The sequence below is a fragment of the Winogradskyella wandonensis genome, assembly GCF_004346845.1.
GTDB classification, from domain to species: domain Bacteria; phylum Bacteroidota; class Bacteroidia; order Flavobacteriales; family Flavobacteriaceae; genus Winogradskyella; species Winogradskyella wandonensis.
This window is the reverse complement of sequence record NZ_SMGI01000002.1, coordinates 786021-803158: the sequence shown is the minus strand read 5'-3', so window position 1 is coordinate 803158 and position 17138 is coordinate 786021. Positions and strand designations below refer to the sequence as shown.

Here is a 17138-nt window from a genome sequence, read left to right as displayed (position 1 = left end):
ATCGCGATTTGGCATGCGGTTAATTACAAACGACTATTTTAATGAAACTTTTCATTGCCTTATTACAAAGTACAGACATTGACCAAAAGCTTAAGGAGGCTCCGGATAGCGGTTACGCTATAGGTGTTTTTATAGGAACACTATTACCCTTTTTGGTTTTAGTAGTTATTGCCTATGCTATATACAGAAGCAGAAAGAAAAGATTAAAAGACAATTAAATGGATATCTTAAGTTTTTTTAGTGGAAACGGATTGTTTCTTTTATTAGGTTTGGTACTAGTCATTGTTTATTTTGTAAATAAAAGAAAAGGACGTAGATAACGTTTTATCTGGTTTTTAACCAACCCGTAATGCTCAATCTCGGCGTGTTTACAGGTTTTACCTCGTGCTCTAGTTCTTGGCTCTCAAAAATAACAACCTTTCCAGGAAAAGGATAAATAACCTTTTCTTCATCTTTTAAATACAAGACAAGCTCACCTCCATTTTCTGGTTTCCAGTCTTCACTATTTAAATAACAAACAAAAGACAAGCGCCTTCTATCGTCATTCATAAACGTATCTAAATGCCTTTTGTAATAGGTGTCTTTTGGATAAATAGCGTAGTGAAATTCTTTCTGATTAATACCCAGAAAACAAGTACGGTTAAGATATGTTTTTAGGTCATTAATTTTATTAAAAAACATGAGCTCTGCGGAATTAGCGGAATACTCGTCTATCCATAAAATAATATCGCCACGGATAGATTTTTTTACAACCTCATTGGTTTTGTTGCCAATTGCAGACTTTCTAAATGTATCTTCTTCATACTTCAGAAGTAAGGATTCTCTTAGCGCTAAAACTTCATCTTGCATGAAAAAATCATCAACAATACTATACTTCTGACTCCAAATATCTGCTATAATTTTTTCGTATAACGGATTTTCAGAAAACGGAATAGCTTCAAACAAGCTACTCACCTTAGGTAATACTAAATTTAAAACAACTCATTCTTTCCTATATTTAAAAAAAGTGAGCAAATGTAATCTAAAAAGCAATTCTTTTTACATTTATAATATCTTTGCAGCATTATATTTACGGGCATGAGCAATATTCGCATTACTAAACAATTTTCTTTTGAAACTGGCCATGCGCTTTACGGTTATGATGGTAAGTGCAAAAACGTTCATGGGCATAGCTACAGACTAGATGTCACGGTAATTGGTACGCCTATTTCGGATAACACTAACGTAAAATTTGGGATGGTTATCGATTTTGGTGACCTTAAAAAAATTGTAAAAGCAGAAATCGTTGACGTTTTTGATCATGCTACAGTATTTAACAAAAATACGCCACATGTAGAATTGGCTAAAGAATTAGCGGACCGAGGCCATAATGTCTTGCTTGTAGATTACCAACCAACAAGCGAAATGATGGTTATTGATTTTGCCGAAAAAATAAAGAAACATTTACCAGAAAATATAAAGCTTCATTCTCTAAAATTACAAGAAACTGCTACTAGTTTTGCAGAATGGTTTGCTTCGGATAATTGACGCTTTCGTCATGCTGTCCCGACGCTTCGGGAGTGTTTCAGCATATTAAATATGACTAATAAAATTCAACACATAAAAATCCCTACAGGTAAAAAAATCTATTTTGCTTCAGACAACCATTTAGGTGCACCAACTATAGAAGCTTCTCGCCCTCGCGAAAAGAAGTTTGTAGCTTGGTTAGATGAGGTAAAGCATGATGCTGCTGCAATATTTTTACTTGGCGATTTGTTCGATTTTTGGTTTGAATATAAAACCGTAATACCAAAAGGTTTTACACGAACACTTGGCAAGCTAGCCGAAATTGCAGATTCCGGAATCCCAATCCATTATTTTGTAGGTAATCACGACTTATGGATGAATGGCTATTTTGAAGATGAACTCGGTATTCCTGTATATCATAAACCCAAAGAGTTTAAACTCGGAAATAAAGATTTTTTCATCGGTCACGGTGATGGTCTTGGTCCTGGCGATAAAGGCTACAAACGCATGAAAAAGGTGTTTAAGAGTCCTTTTTTTAATTGGTTATTTAGATGGGGGCATCCAGACATTGGGATGCGTATTGCTCAGTATTTTTCTGTAAAGAACAAACTTATTTCAGGAGACGATGATGCTAAATTTCTTGGCGAAGATATTGAGTGGTTAGCTATTTACAGTAAAAAGAAATTACAGGAAAGACACCGTGATTATTTTGTATTTGGTCATAGACATCTGCCATTGGAAATCCAATTGAATGAAAATTCTAAGTACATTAATCTTGGCGATTGGATTCAGTATTTTACTTATGGTGAATTTGATGGTGAAGACTTCAAACTAAAGGAATATTAGTTCGCTTCACTTTCGTGAATATCTATATCCTCTTGTAAATCCAAATTTCGTAAAGGCTTATTTTTTAAACCCATTACAGCTACGGTAATTAGTGTTACTGTACCACCTAACATTACTGCTAAAGGCGCTCCAAATAACTTAGCTGCGATACCGCTTTCTAATGCGCCAAGTTCGTTAGAAGAGCCAACAAACATGGAGTTTACGGCGCCAACTCTACCACGCATATCATCCGGAGTTTTTAACTGAAGAATGGTTTGGCGTACCACCATAGAAATTCCATCAAAAACACCAGAAAAGAATAATGCTAAAACACTTAACCACATTAATTTTGAAGCACCAAATATTATCATACAAACGCCAAACCCAAATACAGAAACCAAAAGTTTCTTTCCTGTATTTTTTGTAATAGGTATATAGGTTGTCGCCAACATAGTAATAATGCTGCCAGATGATAGCGCCGCATTTAAAAGTCCGAAACCTTTTGGTCCAGCATCTAAAATATCCTTAGCAAATACAGCAAAAATGGCGACGGCACCTCCAAATAACACCGCAATCATATCTAAGGTTAAGGCACCTAGAATAACTTTGTCGTTAAACACAAAGCGGATACCTTTTTCCAAACTCTCTTTTACAGATTCGTTAGTCACCTTATTTAAAATTGGCTTTTTATTAATTTGAAATACCAGCACTAATGCTATCATAACTAATAAAAAAATAATCCCTAGCGTATAGTGTACACCTATCCAAGCGATTAAGAATCCTCCAAATAAAGCACCAAAGACATTAGCACCTTTCCAAGTACTACTGCTCCAAGTTGCTGCATTTGGGTACGCTCTTTTAGGAACAATTAAAGCTATAAGAGAAAAAATGGTTGGGCCAAAAAAGGCACGTAACACGCCTCCAAAAAACACTAAACTATAAATACCGTACAACACAGTATTTGTGCGCCATGTAGATTCTATGGCGTCCGAAGTCAACCAAAACAGACCAAAGCTAATTAAAGAGAACAAAGCAATACACAACATAAACAGGTTTCGCTTTTCTTTTTTATCGACAATATGTCCAGCAAAAGGTGCTAGTAAAAAAGCAGGGAGAAATTCGCATAAGCCTATAATCCCAAGACTTAGCTCATCATTTGTCATAGAATAGACTTGCCACTCAATTACCACAAACTGCATAGACCAACCAAAGACGAGTGCAAAACGAAGTAGAAGAAAAATATTGAATTCTCTAAAGCGCAATGCTGCATATGGGTCGTTCTTTACCAAAGTTTATGCTTTTATATCTTTAAGTTTTAGCTGAAGGCTTACGCTTCCATTCCAATGATTCTCATCAATGGTATAAGCGGCACTGAATGATTGTCTGTCTTTTATGATATCTAACTTATCTCCCAAGCCAAAGCCAATACAAACAAACTTTTCATTAGTGTTCTGTGTCGCCGTAAATCGTAAATGCTTATCATCTTCGCCTACACATTTTCCCCAACCTGTATCTTTTAAATCTTGTGTCATAAACACAGGTGTCATATTTCCTGGGCCAAAAGGTGCAAACTGTTTTAAGATTCGCCATAGTTTTTCATCAATTTGGTTCAAATTGATTTCTAAATCTACTCTGAGTTCTGGAGTCAACAGTTTAGGGTCTATAGTTTCTTTAACAACGGCTTCAAATTTTGCTTTAAATGCGTCGTAATTTTCTGGAAGTAACGTTAAACCTGCAGCATATTTGTGGCCTCCAAATTGCTCGATGTGTTCTGAGCAAGCTTCAAGTGCGTTGTAAACATCAAAACCTTTTACAGAACGTGCCGAAGCCGCTAATTTATCGCCACTTTTTGTAAATACAAGCGTTGGTCGGTAATAGGTTTCTGTTAATCTCGAAGCAACAATACCAATAACGCCTTTGTGCCAGCTTTCGTCATAAACCACTGTAGTGAAACGGTCTTTTTCGTTATTTTCTTCAACCTGAATTAAAGCTTCTTCTGTGATGCGTTGGTCTGCTTCTCGCCTATCAGTATTATATTGGTCGATATCAACGGCATATTCTGCAGCGAGATTAAAATCGGTTTCCGTGAGTAAAGTAACAGCGTGGTTTCCGTGTTTCATTCGGCCAGCAGCATTAATACGTGGTGCTATAATAAAAACAACATCGGTTATGGTTAATTCATCCTTCTTAACCTCAGCGATAATAGCCTTCATTCCTGGTCTTGGATTACTATTAATCACTTGTAATCCAAAATACGCTAATGCTCTATTCTCTCCTACAATAGGTACAATATCAGCTCCAATTGCCATAGCGACTAAATCTAAATATTCGACTAAATCTTCAGGTGATTTTCCGTCTCTCTCGGCTAAAGCCGAAATTAACTTAAACCCAACACCACAACCACAAAGTTCTTTAAATGGATAATCACAATCGCTTCGTTTTGGGTCTAAAACTGCAACAGCATCTGGAATTTTATCGCCTGGTCTGTGATGGTCACAAATAATAAAATCAATACCCTTTTGCTTAGCGTAAGCTACTTTATCAATAGCTTTTATACCACAATCAAGGGCGATAATTAAAGAGAAATCATTGTCCTCGGCAAAATCAATACCCTTGTAAGAAATACCGTAACCTTCATCATATCTATCTGGAATATATGTGGCAACATTTTCGGTTTTTGTTTTTAAATAAGAAGACATTAAAGCTACTGAAGTCGTACCATCGACATCATAATCACCATAAACCAAAATATTTTTACCATTAGAAATGGCGGCTTCAATTCGGGCAACAGCTTTATCCATATCTTTCATTAGAAATGGGTCATGCAAATCGTCGAAACTTGGTCTAAAAAATGTTTTAGCATCTTCAAAAGTTTCGATACCGCGTTGTAACAACAAAGTCGCTACAATATCATCTACTTGTAGTGCTTCTTTAAGCGTTTTTATTTTTTCAGAATCTGGTTTTGGTTTTATGGTCCAACGCATATGATAAATTAGGTGTTGCGTTTTGTTGCAATATGAAAATGATTATAAGTCTCGATTTTGGCGAATTGTCTAAACATTTCCATAACGCCACAATATTTATCAATGGATAATTTAACAGCACGCTCGCACTTGGCTTTATCTAAATCTGAACCGTAAAAATGATAATCAACCCTTACAGAGTGATAATATTTGGGATGCTCATCGGTAAGTTCGCCAGACACTTCAATCTTAAAATCATCGATTGGCGATTTCATCTTATCTAAAATTGAAATCACATCTAAAGCCGAACAGCCAGCCAAAGATGATAACATCATCGCTTTGGGAGATAGGCCAAAACGCTCTTCTTGACCTTCGATACTAGTATCCATTACTACCGTTTTTCCGCTAGGATTGTCAGATTCAAAAGTTAAACCGCCTTTCCAGTGTGTTGTGATTTTATCTGCCATCTTACTAAAGTTGATGAGTTATAAGTGTCTAAAATACTTAAAGTGCCTTTGCAAAACAAACCTATTGCAAAGTGTTTTGATTACGGATTAACTTGTTAACTTTAGACACTCAAAACTCTAAGTACTTAAAAAATGGCATTAGTAACTCCATTATCTCCAGAACACGATTTAGAAACTAAGGAACTAGCAGAATTCTTTAACGAAACCCTAGGGTTTTGCCCTAATTCTGTTTTAACCATGCAGCGCAGACCGGCAATTTCTAAAGCGTTTATAAATTTAAATAAAGCTGTTATGGCCAATGAAGGCCGTGTGACTTCGGCACTAAAACGTATGATTGCTTGGGTAAGTAGTAATTCTACTGGTTGCCGGTATTGCCAAGCGCATGCTATTAGAGCCGCTGAACGTTATGGTGCTGAGCAGGAGCAATTAGATAATATTTGGGAATACCGTACGCATCCAGCATTTTCTGAAGCGGAGCGTGCTGCTTTAGACTTTTCTTTACAAGCTTCAATGGTGCCAAATGCTGTTGATGCCGAAATTAAAGAGCGTCTTTACAAATATTGGGATGAAGGCGAAATCGTAGAAATGCTCGGTGTTATTTCGCTTTTCGGCTATCTTAACCGTTGGAATGATTCTATGGGAACAACCATGGAAGAAGGCGCTATAGAAAGTGGAAATCAATACTTAGGAAAGCATGGTTTTGAGGTTGGGAAGCATGATGGGTCTAGATATTAAATTTGGAAATTACACCTTAAAATGTGCATATTTGCAACAACAATGAGAAAAACTATAGTACATATTGCAGCTAAATCACTGCTTTGTCAGTGGGATTATCCGGGAAATAGTAATGAATTATTTCACCGACAAGGACGCTATGTATCTATTTTTAATCATTAATCATATATGATTTAAACACAAAAACTATAAATAGTAAGAGCGTCCAAGAAATTGGGCGCTTTTTTTATGAAAAAAAATTGAAAAATTTGAAACTAGACTTTAAAAAATAAAATAGCACGTATTGAAGACTAAGCAATTGGAAAACAGAAGCTTAAAGAAACCTTCAAGAATCTACATTAAGTGGACAGGAATTTCTATGCCTGAAATAAAGTGTAAGTTATTGATTTTCAGCAAATTAAATTAAATTTTTATTTGTTTTTTTAAAAATAGTTTTCATCTTTGCACAGCAGAATTACATTAATGATTCGCAATTATATAATTAGTAATAAAACAAGAAGCCATGCTAAAACATAGAGTAGCAATTCAAAATTTAAGTTATGACATCATGTCATTTACAAGGCTTCGGTATTTTCTGTAGATAATTTATTCCTCAGAGAAGAATCCGAAGCAAGCCAACTGTTTCGGATTTTTTAGTTCAAAAAATTTACGATTACAAAAATCTGAACAGCTTAAAAAAGCAACACTTACCATGTTGTATTTAAAACAATGTTGAACAGTAAATTAAAATTATCATGGAAAATAATTTACATAATACATATTTATTCAAAGCGATAGAAGCCTATCCTTATGAATTAGAAAAAGCAGTCGAAGCATTAAACTATGCCTTGTCTTATGACCCCGAAAACACAAAGGCTTTGCATTTAATGGCAAAAGTGCACTATGAGCAATTGGGCGATTACGAAAAGGCAAAAACATATTTTGAACGAGCTTTAGCAGTAAGATTAGACGTACCTGATATATATCCCGATTACATCAGATTGTTAATTAATAATCATGATTTTGACGAGGCTCAGAAATTAATCGATTATGCTAAAACAGTAAAAGGTATCGATAAAGCTGGCATCGCTTTAACACAGGGTCAGTTATATGAAAGCTTGATGTTATTCGCTGAAGCGGAGAAGGTTCTCAAAGATGCGAAGCACTTAGCCTTAAACAATGATTTTATCTTCTATGTTGATGATATTTTATCTCGAATAAAGAAGAAAAAGAAGATTCAAGAAAACGAAAATAGAATCATAGAAAATCAAGCTAAGCAAGAGGCTGAAACCAAACCTAAAACGTGGTTTCAGAATAGGTTAAATAATTTATTATAATTAAAAAGAAAGGAGCATTAAAAATCGGCAAATCTAGGTTTGCCGATTTTATTTTAATTGTTGCTAAAGGTTATTGTAAAATATCAAATATTACTCTATTTAACTTTGGCACAACCAACTCCTCAAACCAAGGATTCTTCGTGCGCCAAAAGCGATTTGTTGGTGATGGATGTGGAATGGGGAAATTTTCGGCTACCTTAACCTTTGGAAAGATTCTATGGGAACAACTATGGAAGAAGGCGCTATAGAAAGTGGCAACCAATACCTTGGTAGGGACGGTTTTGAGGTTGGGAAGCATGATGGGTCGAAATATTAGAAGTTAGAACATAGAGAATAGACCGCCGCGTTGCTACTTTTAGATGAAATAGATTAAACCTTGCCAGAAATGACGAGTTTTTATATAATTATTGTCAAAATGTAAAGTTTTATTTACATTTGTAAAAAACGAATTACTATGAATATTCAAATTTTTCCGAACAAGTTTAAAAAAATAGGTTTGATATTGTCTGTAATTGGATTTTTAATCAGCCTACGCTTCAATATTATTCTTCCAGGAATTTCTGTTAATGAATTGAATGAAAATTATAACCCTCAATTCAATTCAACCACTGATATTTTGACCGCATACAGCGGAGGCATTTATACGATTAGTTTATTTCTATTTCAGATAGTTTCTATGTTTGGCGTTGTAATTTACATGATGTCAAAAGAAAAAATTGAAGACGATTACATAAATAAAATTCGTCTCGAAGCTTTTCAATTAACAACTTTGATATTTGTAGTATTTACAATTTTACTACATTCATTATACCCTTATTTGACCTTCACTTTCAATATAATTTTTCTTTTTATGTGGACTTATCTTATAATCTTTTTCTTAAAAAAGAAATTTCATTTATGAAGAATCTGGTAAAAGTTGAACGCGCAAGATATAATCTGACTCAAGCAGAATTAGCTGAAAAATTAAATGTCTCAAGACAAACAATACATGCTATTGAAAAAGGAAAGTTTAATCCTTCAGTCATCTTAGCTATAAAAATGGCACGTTTATTTAAAGTAACAGTTGAGTATTTATTTGAAGTTGAGGATTAGATTATCTCATTAACTTTCTCTTGCAACTTCGCCACAACTAACTCCTCAAACCAAGGATTTTTAGCACGCCAAAACCGATTTGTTGGTGATGGATGCGGAATTGGGAAATACTTAGGCAAATAGTCTTCAAAATTTGAAACAGTTTCTGTTAAATTTCGTTTCATACTCTCTTTTAAATAGTAGTTCTGAGCATAACTTCCTATTAAAATGTTGAGCTTTACATGTTTAAGCGTGCTTAAAATGGTATCATGCCATAACGGTGCACATTCTTGTCGTGGCGGTAAATCGCCTGTTGTTGCTTTTCCAGGATAGCAAAACCCAATGGGTAAAATGGCAAAGTTATCTGGGTTATAAAACTGTGTTTCGGTAACACCGAGCCATTCCCTTAGTTTTTTACCACTTGGGTCGTCCCAAGCTTTTGACTTTTCATGGGCAATTCTACCTGGTGCTTGGCTAAGGAGAATAATTTTTGATTCTGGCGTAAAACTTACAATCGGATTTGCTCCCAATGGTAAATGCGGCTCACACACTTTACATTGCTTGATATCTTTCAAAAGATATTTCATTTAAAAACTATGACCAATTAGTGAGATTTCTCGACTAGCTCGAAATGACAATTATTTATTCTTTCCCGCAACTACAATAACTATTTCACCTTTTGGTGGTTTGCTAGTATAATGTTGAAGTACCTCTTTTGCCGTTCCTCGAACAGTCTCTTCGTAAAGTTTAGTTAACTCTCTCGATACAGAAACTTGTCGGTCTTCACCAAAATATTCGACAAAATGACCTAAAGTCTTTACCAATTTATGCGGGCTCTCGTAAAAAATCATCGTTCGGGTTTCTTCGGCTAAAAGTAATAATCGGGTTTGGCGGCCTTTTTTTACAGGCAAAAAGCCTTCAAAAACAAACTTGTCGTTTGGCAATCCGCTATTAACTAAAGCTGGTACAAATGCTGTTGCTCCCGGTAAACATTCGATTTCTATGTTGTTTTCTACAGCGGCACGTGTGAGTAAAAATCCTGGGTCAGAAATGGCTGGTGTGCCTGCATCGCTGATAATAGCAATAGACATACCCGATTTTAATTTTTCAATTAAGTTACTTACTGTCTTATGCTCATTATGCATATGGTGGCTTTGCATTTGCGTGGTAATTTCAAAATGCTTGAGGAGCTTTCCAGATGTGCGCGTGTCTTCAGCAAGTATTAAATCGACTTCGTTTAAAACCTCGACAGCTCTAAAGGTCATGTCTTTTAAGTTTCCTATTGGTGTGGGTACGAGGTAGAGTTTAGACATACTAATCGCGGATATATTTACCTAAAAAATAGGATGGAAACAAGGCAATTAGAGCGTATAATGAAAAGCCTATAATACCATCGCCTGCATAATAATGCGCCGCAGTTGCCAAGACCAAATCGAAAAAGAACCCTGCATACGCCCATTCTGTAAGCCATTGGCTTTTTCGCCATAAAATCATAATAACACCAAGTACTTTCAAGACGGCTAACGGAATTACAAAATAGGTTGGGTAATTCATACTTTTAAAATAACCTTCGACCATCTCGGTATTTCTAAAATATAGTTGCGCAGAATAGAGCATAATGCAACAAAGGACAGCTGTTGCCACCCAATAAATGATTTTTTTGGTCAGCATATTTTTAGTCGAATTTTCCCTCAACGATTTCTAGAAAACGCGCTTCATAGTCTTCTTTACCTTCCCAGTTGTTGTAGTCTGGTTTAACCAACTGGTGGATAAAATCTTCGGCCTCTTGAAGTGAGGTAGCCGTATTTATCTGAGAAATAACACGGTCGTAGTCTTCGCTTTTACCATCAAATAAGTGTTTTGTAAACGCAATTTTGTCATTAAGTCCAATTTGTAGTCCGCCAGATTTTAGCTTATCGTTTAAAGATTTTACTTTTGCTTCAGCTTCACGCTTTTTAGCCTCTTCGATAGGTTCAAACTCTGGCAAATTAGCAAAGTCTTGGGTGATATTCTCAAACTCTACTTTCTGGGTTTGTCCGTTGGACTCAACTTTTGCAGATTCCTCTACAGTTTCCGGCTCTGGCATAAATTCTACCATGTCTTTAATCTTATTCATTACAGGCTCCATTATCCCATCATCTTCACGCTCGTCCATGTTAACATAGACTTTGTTTTCAACCTCAATATTATCGCTAATTTTATTGTTGAATGCTGTATCTAACATGCCAAAGAATGAAGAATCGTTACCAATGGTTGGCAAGTCGTCTTCAAAATTCTCTTGTGCAAATTTTAAAACTGTGAGCTTTTCATATAGGGCCGCGACTTCTTCATGCATGCGATTAACATCCTCTTTCCCTGTGAGTTTTAGAATCCTATGCGCTATGCTTATTAATTCTGATTCTAATTTCTTTTTCATGAGTTTATTTTTAATATTTTCTAAGTTAGACGCACTTTCGTTGCGCTATAATACTTATTTCGGCGATTTATTAATAAATGTTTCGTAAGTTTTGCTTTTGATTTTTAATAAATTTGCGCCACCTTTATACAAACGAAAAAATTGTTTCGTTTAGTGCTAAAATTACAAAATGTTTCTCGAAAATACGGTAAATCATAAAGAACAATTTGGATGGATTGAAGTCATCTGCGGATCAATGTTTTCTGGTAAAACTGAAGAATTAATCCGAAGATTAAAACGTGCCCAATTTGCCCGTCAAAAAGTTGAAATCTTTAAACCAGCCGTCGATGTGCGTTACGATGAAGAAAAAGTAGTCTCGCACGATGCTAATGAGATTCGCTCAACGCCGGTTCCTGCGGCAGCTAATATTCCTATTTTGGCAGATGGTTGTGACGTTGTGGGTATTGATGAAGCGCAGTTTTTTGATGATGAAATCGTGAGTGTTTGTAACGATTTAGCCAATAAAGGTATACGTGTTATTGTGGCTGGTTTGGATATGGATTTTAAAGGCAATCCGTTTGGGCCAATGCCAAATCTTATGGCAACAGCAGAGTATGTCACTAAAGTACACGCCGTTTGTACAAAAACAGGGAATTTAGCTCAATACTCTTACAGAAAAGCCAAGAGCGATGATTTGGTTTTATTGGGTGAAGTGGACGAATACGAGCCTTTAAGTAGAGCTGCTTACTATAAATGTATGCTTCGCGAAAAAGTGCGCCAAATGAAGGTAAAAGATGCTGAGGAAATAACCTCGAAAGACAAAAATTCTGATGTCTAAAGCTCAAGAAACCATCTTAGAACTTCACTTAGATGCGCTAACGCATAACTATAACTATTTAAAATCTAAGCTAAAACCAGAAACCAAATTCTTGGCGGTTGTTAAAGCCTTTGCCTACGGAAGTGACTCAATCGAAGTGGCTAAACATTTAGAAAAACTTGCTGTGGACTACTTTGCTGTGGCTTACGCAAGCGAAGGTGTAGCCCTAAGGGACGCAGGTATTACAACACCCATTTTGGTGTTGCATCCTCAGGTGGTTAATTTTAAAACGATTATAGAGCGTTGCCTAGAGCCAAGCATATACAGTCCACGTATTCTAAAGGCATTCATAGCCGTTGCAGAACAAGAAAAACAAAGTAATTATCCGGTTCATATTAAATTTAATACAGGGTTAAATCGTTTAGGTTTTTGGCATAACGATATTGAATTTATAGTTAATCAGCTAAAGAGCACCTCATCTATTGCAGCTAAATCGTTGTTTTCGCATTTGGCAGCAAGTGAAGATGAAAATGAAAAAGATTTCACCTTAAAACAAATTGAAGATTTTAAAAACATTGCCTCAAATTTTGAAACTCAAATAGGTTACCAACCATGGCTTCATCTATGTAATACCTCTGGCGTTATAAATTATCCTGAAGCGCATTTTAATATGGTACGTTGTGGTATTGGTTTATACGGCTTTGGGAACTCTGCAATAGAAGACCAAAATCTAAAACCAATTGCCAAATTAAAGTCGGTCGTTTCTCAAATTCATCAAATAGAAAAAGGCGAAACCGTAGGTTACAACAGGGCTTATGCCGCAAAATATTTTGAAAAAACAGCAACAATCCCCATTGGTCACGCCGACGGAATTTCAAGGCAATTCGGTAACAAAAAAGGCTATGTTTTTATCAATGGACAAAAAGCCCCAATTATAGGAAACGTTTGTATGGACATGATTATGGTTAACATCACCAACATTGATTGTAAAGAAGGTGATGAGGTTATTGTTTTCGATGGAAATTACAAAGCCTCTACACTTGCCGAGTCTGCAAACACCATATCTTACGAGGTTTTAACCGCTATATCTCAACGCGTAAAACGAAAAATAATTAAGTAAGTTTTAGGGGAATTTTATAATTTTTATTGAAGATGTTAAAATTTTAACTAAATTTAGTTTTTATAATACTAACTAATAAAACTTAAAATTATGCTTAAAGAATTTAAAGAGTTTGCAATGAAAGGCAATCTTGTAGACATTGCCGTTGGTTTTGTTATGGGTGCTGCCTTTAACAAAGTTGTAGCTTCATTTACAGGAGGAATTGTATCGCCATTAATTGGCTTAATTTTTAATTCTGATTTCAAAGACTTAAAATACAAACTTAAAGACGGAACTTTAAATGATGCAGGCGAAATGGTGGGCGAAGTTTATTTAGAATATGGTACATTTTTAACTAACGTTATCGACTTTATTATCGTAGCATTTGTAATGTTTATGGTTGTAAAAGGTGTTAACAAAATGAAGAAAAAAGAAGAGCCTGCTCCAGAAGCACCAGCTGGACCAAGCCAAGAAGATCTTTTAGCAGAAATAAGAGATTTACTTAAAAAATAAGAAAGCTAGCTACCGCTACGCTACATATTTTTAACCAAACCCTGATGTAACAGTCAGGGTCTTTTTTGTTATAATTTTTAAAATTACTATTTCACATTTATTGAATAAGCTACTTTTGCTTTCAATTAAATAACTAAGAATGAAAATAGCTATTGTCGGCGCTACTGGACTTGTTGGTAGCGTTATGCTTAAAGTTTTAGAAGAGCGCAATTTCCCAATGGACGAACTTCTGTTGGTGGCTTCAGAGCGCTCCGTTGGTAAGGAAATCACCTATAAAAACACGCCTATAAAAGTTGTTGGTTTGTCTGATGCTGTCGCGCAAAAACCAGATATCGCCTTATTTTCAGCAGGAGGAAGCACGTCCTTAGAATGGGCGCCTAAATTTGCCGAAGCGGGAACGACTGTAATTGATAATTCATCAGCATGGCGTATGGATTTGGATAAAAAACTAGTGGTTCCAGAAATTAATGCTAGCCAATTAACAAAAAATGATAAAATTATTGCCAATCCAAACTGCTCTACCATACAAATGGTAATGGCATTAGCGCCGCTTCATAAAAAATATAAAATTAAACGTATAGTTGTTTCCACCTATCAATCTGTTTCAGGAACGGGTGTAAAAGCTGTAGAACAGCTCGAAAATGAAATTGCAGGTATAAAAGGCGAAATGGCATATCCGTATCCTATTGCTAAAAACGCTATACCACATTGTGATGTTTTTGAAGAAACGGGTTACACCAAAGAAGAAATGAAACTCGTCCGTGAAACCCAAAAAATCCTAAACGACAACACTATTGCTGTAACAGCAACTGCAGTACGTATTCCGACTGCTGGCGGTCATAGCGAATCTGTTAATGTAGAATTTGAAAACGATTTTAATTTAACAGAAGTGCGTGAACTATTAAGTGCCACAGATGGAGTTGTGGTCCAAGACAATACAGATGTCAACACCTATCCTATGCCAATGTATGCTAACGGCAAAGATGATGTTTTTGTAGGGCGTATTCGTAGAGACATGTCACAACCTAACTCTTTAAATATGTGGATTGTTAGTGATAACCTTAGAAAAGGAGCAGCCACTAATACCGTACAAATTGCCGAATATTTGGTGGCTAATGGTTTAGCATAAACGCGATAATCAACACAAAAAAATCTTAAAAAGCACTTTTCGTTAATCGATAGGTGCTTTTTTAGTTAATTTTAGGGTAAACAAAACCTAAAACAATGAAACGTATTCCTTATTTGTTATTAGCATTCGTATTTTTTATGTCTTGTAAAAATGAAAAAGAAACTAAAGAAGTGATTAAAGTTCAATACCCAGAAACGGCTAAGGTGGACCATGTAGACACCTATTTTGGAGAGGAAGTAAAAGACCCATATCGTTGGCTCGAGGACGACCGCAGCGAAGAAACAGAAGATTGGGTTAAGCGTCAAAATGCAGTTACTCAAGATTACTTGGCAAATATTCCGTATCGTGAAAAACTTAAAGAACGTTTATCTAAACTATGGAATTATGAAAAAGTTGGTGCACCATTTATCGAAGGTGATTATACCTATTTCTACAAAAATGATGGACTTCAAAATCAATATGTCATTTACCGTTATAAAAACGATGCCGACCCAAGTACTGCAGAAGTCTTCTTAGACCCAAACACCTTTAAAGAAGACGGAACAATTTCCTTAGGCGGAACAAGTTTCTCCAAAAACGGAAAAATTTTAGCCTACTCTATTTCCGAAGGTGGAAGTGATTGGCGTAAAATATTGGTTATGGATGTTGAGTCTAAAAAAATTGTGGAAGACACGCTTGTAGACATTAAATTCAGTGGCATGTCTTGGTACAAAAACGAAGGTTTTTATTATTCTAGCTATGATAAACCAGAAGGAAGTGAACTTTCTGCCAAAACAGACCAGCATAAAGTATATTATCACAAATTAAGAACACCACAGTCGGAAGATGAACTAATTTACGGTGGCACACCAGAACAAAAGCATCGCTATATTTATGGTGGCGTTACTGAGGATGACCGATATCTTATTATTACACCACGAGTTTCTACATCTGGAAATAAATTATTAATCAAAGATTTAACAAAACCAAATTCAGATTTTGTAACCATTTTAGACCATACCGATAGCGATTCTAACATTATCGAAAATGTCGGGTCTAAACTTTACATAATGACCAATTTAAATGCGCCAAACCAAAAGATTGTAACGGTTGATGCGAGTGACCCAACACCAGAAAATTGGGTAGATTTTATTCCAGAAACCGAAAACGTATTAAGTCCATCTACAGGTGGCGGCTATTTCTTTGCCGAATATATGGTAGACGCTGTTTCTAAGGTTTTACAATACGATTACGACGGGAAACTAATTCGTGAGGTAGAATTACCAGGTGTTGGTTCTGCTGGCGGATTTGGCGCTAAAAAAGAAGATAAAGAATTATACTACTCGTTCACCAATTATGTGACTCCTGGAAGTATCTACAAATACGATATTGAGAAAGGGACTTCAGAACTATTCCGTAAACCAGAGATAGATTTCAATCCAGAAGATTACGAAAGCAATCAAGTTTTTTACACGTCTAAAGATGGTACAAAAGTGCCTATGATTATTACCCATAAAAAAGGGCTTGAGCTTAATGGTAAAAACCCAACCATTCTATATGGCTATGGCGGATTCAATATCAGTCTAACCCCAAGTTTCAGTATCACCAATGCCATTTGGATGGAGCAAGGTGGCATTTACGCCGTGCCAAATCTTCGTGGTGGTGGCGAATACGGAAAAGCATGGCACGATGCAGGGACTCAGCAAAAAAAGCAAAATGTGTTTGATGATTTTATTGCGGCAGCAGAATATTTAATAGAAAACAACTATACCTCATCAGATTATTTAGCCATTAGAGGTGGTTCTAATGGCGGATTATTAGTAGGTGCAACCATGACGCAGCGTCCAGATTTAATGAAAGTTGCGTTGCCTGCTGTTGGTGTTTTAGATATGTTACGTTACCATACGTTTACTGCAGGTGCAGGTTGGGCATATGATTACGGAACAGCTGAGGACAGCAAAGAAATGTTTGAGTATCTTAAAGGCTATTCGCCTGTTCATAATGTGAAAAATGGAACGTCATATCCTGCGACTATGGTCACAACTGGTGATCATGACGATCGTGTGGTGCCTGCGCACAGTTTTAAATTTGCTGCAGAGTTACAAGCAAAGCAAACAGGAGATAACCCAACACTTATAAGAATTGAAACAGATGCAGGACATGGTGCCGGAACGCCAGTAAGCAAAACCATAGAGCAATATGCCGATATTTATGGTTTTACGCTATTTAACATGGGCTTTAAAACCTTGCCAAATCAAGATTTTAAGGATTAAGTACTTGCCAAAGACTATAATAAAATTGACCTACAAAGTGGTAATAGCTT

At 35.9% G+C, this 17138-nt stretch carries 19 protein-coding genes and 1 pseudogene; 12 read left to right on the top strand and 8 right to left on the bottom strand.

Annotated features, from left to right (window positions below; genetic code table 11):
• Nucleotides 1–41: 41 nt before the first annotated feature.
• Nucleotides 42–218, top strand: a complete 177-nt coding sequence (locus DFQ05_RS13670; protein ID WP_199221975.1) for a hypothetical protein — start codon at nucleotides 42–44, stop codon at nucleotides 216–218.
• A gap of 106 nt (nucleotides 219–324) precedes the next feature.
• Here DFQ05_RS13670 and DFQ05_RS08400 read toward each other — a convergent pair whose 3' ends face one another.
• Nucleotides 325–954, bottom strand: a complete 630-nt coding sequence (locus tag DFQ05_RS08400) for a 2OG-Fe(II) oxygenase (RefSeq protein WP_132704940.1) — start codon at nucleotides 952–954, stop codon at nucleotides 325–327.
• A gap of 123 nt (nucleotides 955–1077) precedes the next feature.
• Here DFQ05_RS08400 and DFQ05_RS08395 point away from each other — a divergent pair, with 123 nt between their 5' ends.
• Nucleotides 1078–1527 (top strand): 6-pyruvoyl trahydropterin synthase family protein, encoded by a 450-nt coding sequence (locus DFQ05_RS08395; RefSeq protein WP_132704939.1) that lies wholly within the window; start codon nucleotides 1078–1080, stop codon nucleotides 1525–1527.
• 72 nt (nucleotides 1528–1599) lie between these two features.
• Entirely contained in the window at nucleotides 1600–2352 is a 753-nt protein-coding gene (locus DFQ05_RS08390) for a UDP-2,3-diacylglucosamine diphosphatase (protein WP_132705116.1), read from the top strand.
• Here DFQ05_RS08390 and DFQ05_RS08385 read toward each other — a convergent pair.
• The 3 genes from DFQ05_RS08385 to DFQ05_RS08375 are packed head-to-tail and all read right to left on the bottom strand — an operon-like array spanning nucleotide 2349 to nucleotide 5761.
• Entirely contained in the window at nucleotides 2349–3620 is a 1272-nt protein-coding gene (locus DFQ05_RS08385) for an MFS transporter (protein WP_132704938.1), read from the bottom strand. The two genes, DFQ05_RS08390 and DFQ05_RS08385, sit on opposite strands and share 4 nt — an antisense overlap.
• Nucleotides 3621–3623: 3 nt before the next feature.
• Nucleotides 3624–5315 (bottom strand): single-stranded-DNA-specific exonuclease RecJ, encoded by a 1692-nt coding sequence (gene recJ, locus DFQ05_RS08380; RefSeq protein ID WP_132704937.1) that lies wholly within the window; start codon nucleotides 5313–5315, stop codon nucleotides 3624–3626.
• An 8-nt stretch (nucleotides 5316–5323) separates the two neighbouring features.
• The gene (locus DFQ05_RS08375) at nucleotides 5324–5761 is read right to left on the bottom strand and encodes an OsmC family protein (protein ID WP_132704936.1); all 438 of its coding nucleotides are present in this window, start codon (nucleotides 5759–5761) and stop codon (nucleotides 5324–5326) included.
• A gap of 132 nt (nucleotides 5762–5893) precedes the next feature.
• Between DFQ05_RS08375 and DFQ05_RS08370 the strand changes: the two genes are divergently transcribed.
• The 4 genes and pseudogenes from DFQ05_RS08370 (at nucleotide 5894) to DFQ05_RS08350 (ending at nucleotide 8904) form a co-directional block, all read left to right on the top strand.
• Nucleotides 5894–6496, top strand: coding sequence for a carboxymuconolactone decarboxylase family protein (locus DFQ05_RS08370; RefSeq protein ID WP_073084017.1), 603 nt, complete (start codon nucleotides 5894–5896; stop codon nucleotides 6494–6496).
• Between the two features lie 734 nt (nucleotides 6497–7230).
• On the top strand, nucleotides 7231–7812 hold the full coding sequence (locus DFQ05_RS08365; protein ID WP_132704935.1) for a tetratricopeptide repeat protein: 582 nt from the start codon (nucleotides 7231–7233) through the stop codon (nucleotides 7810–7812).
• A 184-nt stretch (nucleotides 7813–7996) separates the two neighbouring features.
• Nucleotides 7997–8128 (top strand): annotated as a pseudogene (locus DFQ05_RS08355) (carboxymuconolactone decarboxylase family protein); the annotation flags it as partial.
• Nucleotides 8129–8709: 581 nt separating this feature from the next.
• Nucleotides 8710–8904, top strand: coding sequence for a helix-turn-helix transcriptional regulator (locus DFQ05_RS08350; RefSeq protein ID WP_132704934.1), 195 nt, complete (start codon nucleotides 8710–8712; stop codon nucleotides 8902–8904).
• Here DFQ05_RS08350 and DFQ05_RS08345 read toward each other — a convergent pair.
• The 4 genes from DFQ05_RS08345 to DFQ05_RS08330 are packed head-to-tail and all read right to left on the bottom strand — an operon-like array spanning nucleotide 8901 to nucleotide 11299.
• Nucleotides 8901–9470, bottom strand: coding sequence for a uracil-DNA glycosylase family protein (locus tag DFQ05_RS08345; RefSeq protein ID WP_132704933.1), 570 nt, complete (start codon nucleotides 9468–9470; stop codon nucleotides 8901–8903). The genes DFQ05_RS08350 and DFQ05_RS08345 overlap by 4 nt on opposite strands.
• A gap of 51 nt (nucleotides 9471–9521) precedes the next feature.
• Nucleotides 9522–10196 carry a 16S rRNA (cytidine(1402)-2'-O)-methyltransferase gene (gene rsmI, locus DFQ05_RS08340; RefSeq protein WP_132704932.1) on the bottom strand — a complete coding sequence of 225 codons (675 nt, stop codon included), beginning with the start codon at nucleotides 10194–10196 and terminating at the stop codon, nucleotides 9522–9524.
• Between the two features lies 1 nt (nucleotide 10197).
• Nucleotides 10198–10554, bottom strand: a complete 357-nt coding sequence (locus DFQ05_RS08335) for a DoxX family protein (protein ID WP_132704931.1) — start codon at nucleotides 10552–10554, stop codon at nucleotides 10198–10200.
• 4 nt (nucleotides 10555–10558) lie between these two features.
• Nucleotides 10559–11299, bottom strand: a complete 741-nt coding sequence (locus DFQ05_RS08330) for a hypothetical protein (protein ID WP_132704930.1) — start codon at nucleotides 11297–11299, stop codon at nucleotides 10559–10561.
• Between the two features lie 169 nt (nucleotides 11300–11468).
• Between DFQ05_RS08330 and DFQ05_RS08325 the strand changes: the two genes are divergently transcribed.
• From DFQ05_RS08325 to DFQ05_RS08305, 5 genes are all read left to right on the top strand, one after another.
• The gene (locus DFQ05_RS08325) at nucleotides 11469–12116 is read left to right on the top strand and encodes a thymidine kinase (protein WP_132704929.1); all 648 of its coding nucleotides are present in this window, start codon (nucleotides 11469–11471) and stop codon (nucleotides 12114–12116) included.
• Complete coding sequence (alr, locus tag DFQ05_RS08320) at nucleotides 12109–13215, top strand: alanine racemase (RefSeq protein ID WP_132704928.1); 1107 nt, start codon at nucleotides 12109–12111, stop codon at nucleotides 13213–13215. Before DFQ05_RS08325 ends, alr begins: the two co-directional genes overlap by 8 nt.
• Nucleotides 13216–13305: 90 nt before the next feature.
• Complete coding sequence (gene mscL / locus DFQ05_RS08315; protein ID WP_132704927.1) at nucleotides 13306–13707, top strand: large-conductance mechanosensitive channel protein MscL; 402 nt, start codon at nucleotides 13306–13308, stop codon at nucleotides 13705–13707.
• A gap of 139 nt (nucleotides 13708–13846) precedes the next feature.
• Nucleotides 13847–14836, top strand: a complete 990-nt coding sequence (locus DFQ05_RS08310) for an aspartate-semialdehyde dehydrogenase (protein ID WP_132704926.1) — start codon at nucleotides 13847–13849, stop codon at nucleotides 14834–14836.
• A 95-nt stretch (nucleotides 14837–14931) separates the two neighbouring features.
• Complete coding sequence (locus DFQ05_RS08305) at nucleotides 14932–17088, top strand: prolyl oligopeptidase family serine peptidase (RefSeq protein ID WP_132704925.1); 2157 nt, start codon at nucleotides 14932–14934, stop codon at nucleotides 17086–17088.
• Nucleotides 17089–17138: the final 50 nt, after the last annotated feature.

Excerpts from the sequence above, each read along its gene's own strand:
- DFQ05_RS13670 (WP_199221975.1), top strand. The coding sequence starts at position 42 with ATGAAACTTTTCATTGCCTTATTACAAAGTACAGACATTGACCAAAAG.
- DFQ05_RS08395 (WP_132704939.1), top strand. The coding sequence starts at position 1,078 with ATGAGCAATATTCGCATTACTAAACAATTTTCTTTTGAAACTGGCCAT.
- recJ (WP_132704937.1), bottom strand. The coding sequence starts at position 5,315 with ATGCGTTGGACCATAAAACCAAAACCAGATTCTGAAAAAATAAAAACG.
- DFQ05_RS08375 (WP_132704936.1), bottom strand. The coding sequence starts at position 5,761 with ATGGCAGATAAAATCACAACACACTGGAAAGGCGGTTTAACTTTTGAA.
- DFQ05_RS08370 (WP_073084017.1), top strand. The coding sequence starts at position 5,894 with ATGGCATTAGTAACTCCATTATCTCCAGAACACGATTTAGAAACTAAG.
- DFQ05_RS08365 (WP_132704935.1), top strand. The coding sequence starts at position 7,231 with ATGGAAAATAATTTACATAATACATATTTATTCAAAGCGATAGAAGCC.
- DFQ05_RS08350 (WP_132704934.1), top strand. The coding sequence starts at position 8,710 with ATGAAGAATCTGGTAAAAGTTGAACGCGCAAGATATAATCTGACTCAA.
- DFQ05_RS08345 (WP_132704933.1), bottom strand. The coding sequence starts at position 9,470 with ATGAAATATCTTTTGAAAGATATCAAGCAATGTAAAGTGTGTGAGCCG.
- rsmI (WP_132704932.1), bottom strand. The coding sequence starts at position 10,196 with ATGTCTAAACTCTACCTCGTACCCACACCAATAGGAAACTTAAAAGAC.
- DFQ05_RS08335 (WP_132704931.1), bottom strand. The coding sequence starts at position 10,554 with ATGCTGACCAAAAAAATCATTTATTGGGTGGCAACAGCTGTCCTTTGT.
- DFQ05_RS08330 (WP_132704930.1), bottom strand. The coding sequence starts at position 11,299 with ATGAAAAAGAAATTAGAATCAGAATTAATAAGCATAGCGCATAGGATT.
- DFQ05_RS08325 (WP_132704929.1), top strand. The coding sequence starts at position 11,469 with ATGTTTCTCGAAAATACGGTAAATCATAAAGAACAATTTGGATGGATT.
- alr (WP_132704928.1), top strand. The coding sequence starts at position 12,109 with ATGTCTAAAGCTCAAGAAACCATCTTAGAACTTCACTTAGATGCGCTA.
- mscL (WP_132704927.1), top strand. The coding sequence starts at position 13,306 with ATGCTTAAAGAATTTAAAGAGTTTGCAATGAAAGGCAATCTTGTAGAC.
- DFQ05_RS08310 (WP_132704926.1), top strand. The coding sequence starts at position 13,847 with ATGAAAATAGCTATTGTCGGCGCTACTGGACTTGTTGGTAGCGTTATG.
- DFQ05_RS08305 (WP_132704925.1), top strand. The coding sequence starts at position 14,932 with ATGAAACGTATTCCTTATTTGTTATTAGCATTCGTATTTTTTATGTCT.